The organism is Fulvimarina endophytica (genome assembly GCF_003403015.1).
Taxonomy (GTDB): Bacteria; Pseudomonadota; Alphaproteobacteria; order Rhizobiales; family Rhizobiaceae; genus Fulvimarina; species Fulvimarina endophytica.
Genome location: NZ_QURL01000002.1, coordinates 677,644 through 685,173 on the forward strand (window position 1 = coordinate 677,644; position 7,530 = coordinate 685,173).

Sequence of the window (7,530 nt, forward strand, 5' to 3'; positions counted from 1 at the left end):
CCGGGTCCGGCTCAGGGTTCGAGTGACGATGCACCGATCGGGATGCGGCCGGTGCGCCCGATGTTTAGGTCTTCACCTTCACATAGCTGCCGGGCGCGTCCTCGATCGGCTTGATCTTACCGCCGCCCGGCTTGCGGGCCTTGACCATCTCCTCGCCGTTCTTCTCGGCGATCCATTCGGCCCAGTGCGGCCACCAGGAGCCCTTGTGCTCCTCGGCCTTCTGCAGCCAGTCCTCGTAGCTGCCGCCGTCTTCCGGGTCGGCTCCCGTCCAGTACTGATACTTGCCGCGCGAGGGATGGTTGACGACGCCGGCGATATGGCCCGAGCCCGAAACCACGAAGGTCACGTCGCCGCCGAAGCACTTGGATCCGCGATAGACGCTCTTGGCCGGCGCGATATGATCTTCCTTGGTGGCGAGATTGTAGATCGGGATATCCACCTTGGAGAGGTCGATCGGCGTCTTTCCGATCACCATGTCCCCGCCCGACAGGTTGTTCTCGAGATAGCAGTTGCGAAGATAGAAGAGGTGGTTCGCCTTGGGCATCCGCGTCGCATCGGCGTTCCAGAACAACAGGTCGAAGGGCATCGGATCCTTGCCCTTCAGATAGTTGTTCACGAAATAGGGCCAGATGAGATCGGCCGAGCGCAGCATGTTGAAGGCCTGCGCCATCTGCGAGCCGTCGAGATATCCCTTCGCGTCCATGGTGGCTTCCAGGGTCTTCAGCTGGTCCTCGTCGACGAAGACGAGAAGGTCGCCCGCATGGGTGAAGTCGACCTGCGTCGTCAGGAGCGTCGCCGTCTGCGGACGGGTATCGCCCCGCGCCTTCAGATAGGAGAGGCCCGCGGTCAGCAGCGTGCCGCCGACGCAGTAGCCGATCACGTTGAACTCCTTGGCCCCGCTCGCCTTCTCGGCGGTGTCGAGCCCGAAGACGATGCCCTCCTCGATATAGTCCTGCCAGGTCTTCTCGGCATGGCGCTCGTCCGGGTTGACCCAGGATATGAGGAAGACCGTGTGCCCCTGTTCGACCAGCCATTCGATGAAGCTCTTCTCGGGCTTCAGGTCGAGGATGTAGTATTTGTTGATCCAGGGCGGGGTGATGAGGATCGGCCGCTTGAAGACGGTCTCGGTCTTCGGGGCGTATTGGAGGATCTGGCAGATCTCGTTCTGCGCGATCACCTTGCCTTCGGTGAGGGCGATGTCCTTGCCGATGGCGAACGCGTCGTAATCGGCCTGGCGGATCCTCAGATTGCCCTTGCCGGCCGCCATGTCCTCGGCGAACATCTTCATGCCCTTGACGAGGTTCTGGCCGTTGGACTGGATCGTCTCCCGGTAGATCTCCGGGTTGGTCATGATGAAATTGGTCGGCGACAGGGCGTTGGAGACCTGCCGCATGTAGAAGGCGGCCTTGTGCCGGGTGTGTTCGTCGAGACCGTTGGCCTCCTCCACCAGTTCGTCGGCCCAGCGGCTGGTCATCAGATAGACTTGCTTCAGGAAATCGAAGAAGAAGTTCTGGTTCCAGTCCTCGTCCGAAAAGCGCTTGTCGCCCTTGGCAGGAGAGACGTGTTCCGCGTTCGCCGTGTCGCCGGCCATGCGGCGGATGGAATTGTTCCATACAGACATGTAGCCCGCGAAGAGACGCGTCTGAGCTTCCATCGCGCGGGCCGGATCCGTCATCCAGTATTCGCCGACCTTGGAGAGGGTCTCGACGACCTCGACCATGGAAACCGGGCCCGTCTCGACGACCTGGCCCTTCTCGCGTGGCTCGATCCAGGCGCTCGCCGCCTTGCCGATCTGCTCGAACATGCGGGCCATGTTCATGGCGAAGGCTTCGGGGTCCTTCACCGCATATTCGCTGGAGAACGGTATGGGTTCGCTGATCGCTCGCGGCCCGTCGTTCCTGTCAGCCATCGGTTTCCTCCCTGTCGCCGGATCCGGCGTGCGTCTTGCCCGGTGTTCGCGGCCGCCGGTTCTGGTGCCAGACTGGCGCGAACGGTTTTCGACGTTTTGTAAATCGTAATCTACTAGAGTATGACACGCGAGACGATTTCAAACAGGTCCCTCGTCATGTCTTTATCGATCGCCTCGCGCATTGCCGGTCTTCTCGTCGCCTCCCTCGGGCTGGCGGGTTGCCAGGGCCTGTTTCCCGGCGAGGAGGATTCCTCCATCGGCGCGGCGCGTCTGAGCCAGGCAGGCCGTGTGGCCTCGACCCAGCGACTGGGCGAAGACGGCTATCCGCTGCTCGGCGCCTATCCCTCGGCGGCCGCCCCGCAGCTTTCCAACGAAGCTGTGAGCCAGACGAAGGCGACCTTCACCGGCATCGCCCAGAGCCGCGCGGCGGCAGGTGCCTCGGTTTCGAGCAATGCGGGAACGATCGCCCAGCTTCAGAACGCGCGAGCGCGTCAGGCGGCCGTCGCCGAGCAGACGGCCAGCCAGCCCGCAGCCTCCGGGACGACGGGGCGCGGGCCTCGACCGCAAGACGTCCTGCGCCAGATCGAAGCCTCCGAAACCCAGACCAACTGATCGCGCTTCGGTCTTTATGGAATTCCTCAGTTAATCGCGGACCCTTCGGTGCCGCAGGATGTTGAAGCCATGGAAGACTACTACAAGATCCGCCGCCTTCCCCCTTACGTGTTCGAAGAGGTCAACCGGCTGAAGGCGGCCGCGCGGGCCAAGGGCGCCGATATCATCGACCTGGGCATGGGCAATCCCGATCTGCCGACGCCGTCCTTCATCGTCGACAAGCTGTGCGAGGTCGCCCGCGATCCGCGCGCTCACCGCTATTCGGCCTCGCGCGGCATCAATGGTCTGCGCAAGGCCCAGGCGGCGTTCTACGAGCGGCGTTTCGGCGTGAAGCTCGATCCGAACCGGCAGGTGGTCGCGACGCTCGGCTCGAAGGAAGGCTTCGCCAATATGGCGCAGGCGATCACGGCGCCGGGCGACGTGATCCTCTGCCCCAATCCGACCTATCCGATCCACGCCTTCGGCTTCATCATGTCGGGCGGCACGATCCGCGCGCTTCCGGCCAAGCCCGACGAGGATTTCCTGCGGGCGATGGAGCGGGCGATCGTCCACTCGATCCCCAAGCCGATCGCCGTCATCCTCAACTTCCCCGGAAATCCGACGGCCTACACGGCGACGCGCGAGTTCTACAAGGACGTCGTCGATTTCGCCAAGAAGCACGAGATCATCGTCATCTCCGATCTCGCCTATTCGGAGATCTATTTCGACGACGTGCCGCCTCCCTCGGTTCTCGAAGTGGAAGGCGCGATGGATGTGGCGGTGGAGTTCACCTCCATGTCGAAGAGCTATTCCATGCCGGGCTGGCGCATCGGCTTCGCGGTCGGAAACGAGCGTATCTGCGCCGCGCTCGGCCGCGTGAAGTCCTATCTCGACTATGGCGCCTTCACGCCCGTGCAGGTGGCCGCGGCAACGGCCATCAACCAGGGCGACAAGGCGGTGTCGGAGATCCGTCAGGTCTACAAGAAGCGCCGCGACGTGCTCGTCGATGCCTTCGGGCGGGCCGGATGGACCGTGCCGCCTCCCTCGTCCACCATGTTCGCCTGGGTGCCGCTGCCCGACGCCTACAAGGAGATGGGGTCGCTGGAGTTCTCGAAACTCCTCGTGGAGCAGGCCGACGTCGCCGTCGCGCCGGGCATCGGCTTCGGCGAATATGGCGACGACCATGTGCGCATCGCCCTGGTCGAGAACGAGCATCGCATCCGGCAGGCGGCGCGGAACATCAAGCGCTTCCTTGCAACGGGTGAGGAAGATGGGCAAAAGGTCGTTCCCATGCGGGCACGCGCCTGACGAGACGGGCGGGGATCATCCACCGGGAGGCTCCCCGTCCTGCATTTCGGCCGTACCCGCGATCCGGACAATCGCCACCGGAAGGACCTCGGCTTTGGCCGTGAGCTTTCCGGAAGCCTCTTCGAAGTGCGACTGAACAGCCATGACCAAACCCTTGCGGATCGGCATTGCCGGTCTTGGAACCGTCGGCGCGAGCCTTGCCCGCCTTCTTCAGACCAAAGCCGATACGATCGTTCATCGTGCCGGTCGCCCGATCGAGCTCGTCGCCGTCTCGGCGCGCGACCGCACGAAGGACCGGGGCTTCGATGCGAGCTCTCTCGCCTTCTTCGAGGACGCGGTGCGCCTTGCCGGGGAAGCGGAGATCGACGGCTTCGTCGAACTGATCGGCGGGTCGGACGGGGTTGCGCTCGAGAGCGTCAGGGCGGCGTTGTCGCGAGGCATTCCGGTCGTCACCGCCAACAAGGCGCTGCTTGCCCATCACGGCGTCGAACTCGCGCGCCTCGCAGCCGAGAACGGCACCGAACTTCTCTATGAGGCGGCGGTCGCCGGCGGCATCCCGATCATCAAGACCATGCGCGAGAGCCTGTCCGGCAACGAGGTCTCGCGGGTCTACGGCATTCTCAACGGCACTTGCAACTACATGCTGACCCGGATGGAGCGCGAGGGACTGTCCTTCGACGTCTGCCTGAAGGATGCGCAGGACCTCGGCTATGCCGAGGCCGATCCCACCTTCGACATCGGCGGCTTCGATGCCGCGCACAAGCTCGCGATCCTTACCTCTCTCGCCTTCGGCACCGAGATCGACTCCGGTTCGATCTATGTGGAGGGGATCGAGAAGGTCACAGCCGAGGACATCGCCGCCGCCGCCGATCTCGGCTACTCGATCAAGCTTCTCGCGGTCGCCCAGAGGACCGATACCGGCATCGAGCAGCGCGTCCATCCGGCGCTGATCCCGGCCGCCGAGGCGATGGCGCAGGTGTCCGGCGTCACCAATGCGGTCGCCGTCGATACCGATCTCCTCGGCTCGATCATGCTGGCCGGACCGGGGGCCGGAGGCGATGCGACGGCCTCGGCCGTTCTCTCCGACATCATGGATCTCGCCACCGGCGTCGTTCCTCCGACGCTCGGCATTCCGGTCGACAAGCTCCAGCCCTACCGGCGCGCGCGCATGCGTGCCCATGAGGGCGGGTACTACATCCGCATGTCCGTCCACGATCAGGTCGGCGCATTCGCCGCGATCGCGGCGCGCATGGCGGAGAACCAGATCTCGCTCGAATCGATCGTCCAGCGTCAGCGCGCCGGCAAGGGCGACAAGGCGACCGCAATGGTCATTCTCGTCACCCACGAAACCATGGAGAACTCCGTGCGCGAGGCGCTTCGGGCGATCTCAGATGACGGCCATCTGGCAGGCGAGCCCCAGATGCTGCGGATCGAGCGTCTGGACTGATCCCTCGCACACACGCGCCGGGAGGGGCGGCTCGATCTCGGGCGGACATGAAAAAAGGCCGGGGCTCCGCGAGGAGCCCCGGCCTTTCTCTTTTGTCTTCCGGTTTGGGAAAGAGATCCGCTCAGGCGGCCTTTTTCAGCGAGGGGATGGTGTCGTAGCGGTCGAGCATCATCACCTTGTTCCAGGCGGCGACGAAGTCCTTGACGAGGCGTTCGTGGCCGTCGGACGCGCCGTAGACTTCGGCGATCTGGCGCAGCTGGGCGTTCGAGCCGAAGATCAGGTCGCAGCGGGTCGCCGTGAACTTCACCTCGTCCGACTTGAAGTCGTTGAGCGTGAAGGACATGCCGTCCGCATCCGCCTTCTTCCAGGTGTAGTCCGGCGAGGTCAGGTTGACGAAGAAGTCGTTCGTCAGGACCCCCGGACGATCCGTGAAGACGCCGTGCTTCGAGCCGTCCCAGTTCGTGTCGAGGACGCGCAGCCCGCCGACGAGGGCCGTCCATTCGGGCGCCGTCAGCGAAAGCAGCATCGCCCGGTCGAGGAAGAGCTGCTCGGGCGGCACGTTGTAGACGATGTCCTCGCGGTGATAGTTACGGAAGCCGTCCGAGACCGGCTCCAGCCACTCGAAGAACTCGACATTCGTCAGTTCCTGCGTCGTGTCCATGCGGCCCGGGGTGAACGGGACCTTCACGTCGACGCCGGCATCCTTCGCGGCCTTCTCGACGGCCGCGCAGCCGGCGAGAACGACGATGTCGGCAAGCGAGATCCTCTTGCCGCCCGACTGGGCGGCGTTGAACTCGTCGGCGATCAGGCGCAGCGCCGTCAGAACCTTGTCGGTGCGCTCGGGATCGTTGACCTGCCAGCTGTTCTGCGGCTCGAGCGCGATGCGGCCGCCGTTCGCCCCGCCGCGCTTGTCGGAATCGCGATAGGTGGAGGCCGAGCTCCAGGCCACGAAGACGAGATCGGAGACCGTGAGGCCGCCATCGAGGATCTTCGCCTTCAGCTGCCCGATGTCGGCATCGTTCACCACCTCGTGGTCGAGGTCGGGGATCGGATCCTGCCAGTCGAGGTCCTCGGCCGGAACCTCGGGCCCGAGATAGCGGACCTTCGGGCCCATGTCGCGATGGACGAGCTTGAACCAGGCGCGCGAGAAGGCGTCGGTGAAGGCGTCGAAGTCGTTCAGGAACTTCTCGCAGATCTTGCGGTATTCCGGATCGGTGATCAGCGCGATGTCCGACGTCATCATCATCAGGGGATGCATCTCGTCGGTATGGGCGTCCGGCGTCTTCGGCGCGTTCGGGTCCTTCGGCTGCCACTGGAGGGCACCGGCAGGCGACTTGGTCTGCTCCCACTCGAATTTGAAGAGGTTGGTCAGATAGTCGTTGTCCCACTTGGTCGGGTTCGGCGTCCAGGAGCCCTCGATGCCGTTGGTCATCGTGTACTGGGCAAAGCCCGAGCCGTTGGGATTGTGCCAGCCCATGCCCATCGCCTCGATCGGCGCGCCTTCGGGGGCGGGTCCGATCTTGTCGGGCGAGGTCATGCCGTGGGACTTGCCGAAGGCGTGGCCGCCCGCGATGAGCGCCACGGTCTCCTCGTCGTTCATCGCCATGCGCGAGAACGTCGTGCGGATATCGCGGGCCGAATCCATCGGATCGCCGTTGCCGTTCGGGCCTTCCGGATCGACGTAGATCAGCGCCTGATGGGAGGCCGCGAGCGGGTTTTCGAGATCGTAGTGATCGTCCTTGGGCTCGCCTTCCCAGCGCAGGGTGCGGGTCACCATCTGGTTGGGATGGCCCTCGAGCGGGCCGGGAGCGCTCTCGCTCGGCTTCTTGCCGTTCCAGCCCTCAGGGCCCCAATAGGTGGCGCGATCGGCCTCCCAGGCATCGATGCGGCCGCCGCCGAAGCCGAAGGTGGGGAAACCCATGATTTCCAGCGAGCAGTTGCCGGCGAGGATATAGAGATCGGCCCAGGAGAGGGCGGCGCCGTATTTCTGCTTGATCGGCCAGAGCAGTCGGCGCGACTTGTCGGTGTTGCCGTTGTCCCACCACGAATTGATCGGCGCGAAACGCTGCATGCCCTTGGCCGCACCGCCGCGCCCGTCGGCCCGCCTGTAGGTTCCGGCCGAATGCCAGGCCATGCGGATCATCTGCGGGCCGTAATTGCCGTAGTCCGACGGCCACCAGTCGACCGAGGAGGTGAGGAAGGCCTTGATGTCGGCCTTCACCTCGTCGAGGTTCAGCGTCTTGAACGCCTCGGCATAGTCGAAGCTCTTGCCGAG

Annotated in this window: 5 protein-coding genes; 3 read left to right on the forward strand and 2 right to left on the reverse strand. The window is 64.5% G+C overall.

Features of this window, described 5'->3' with window-relative positions:
• Positions 1–64: 64 nt before the first annotated feature.
• The gene (phaC, locus tag DYI37_RS06550) at positions 65–1,909 is read right to left on the reverse strand and encodes a class I poly(R)-hydroxyalkanoic acid synthase (protein ID WP_116682365.1); all 1,845 of its coding nucleotides are present in this window, start codon (positions 1,907–1,909) and stop codon (positions 65–67) included.
• Between the two features lie 156 nt (positions 1,910–2,065).
• On the opposite strand from phaC, the gene DYI37_RS06555 reads away from it, so the two are divergent.
• From DYI37_RS06555 to DYI37_RS06565, 3 genes are all read left to right on the forward strand, one after another.
• Positions 2,066–2,521, forward strand: coding sequence for a hypothetical protein (locus DYI37_RS06555; RefSeq protein ID WP_116682366.1), 456 nt, complete (start codon positions 2,066–2,068; stop codon positions 2,519–2,521).
• 69 nt (positions 2,522–2,590) lie between these two features.
• Positions 2,591–3,808 (forward strand): LL-diaminopimelate aminotransferase, encoded by a 1,218-nt coding sequence (locus DYI37_RS06560; RefSeq protein ID WP_116682367.1) that lies wholly within the window; start codon positions 2,591–2,593, stop codon positions 3,806–3,808.
• A 142-nt stretch (positions 3,809–3,950) separates the two neighbouring features.
• Complete coding sequence (locus DYI37_RS06565; RefSeq protein WP_116682368.1) at positions 3,951–5,255, forward strand: homoserine dehydrogenase; 1,305 nt, start codon at positions 3,951–3,953, stop codon at positions 5,253–5,255.
• 121 nt (positions 5,256–5,376) lie between these two features.
• On the opposite strand, the gene katG is transcribed toward DYI37_RS06565, so the two are convergent.
• On the reverse strand, positions 5,377–7,530 hold a 2,154-nt coding region (gene katG / locus DYI37_RS06570; protein WP_116682369.1), incomplete at its 5' end, for a catalase/peroxidase HPI.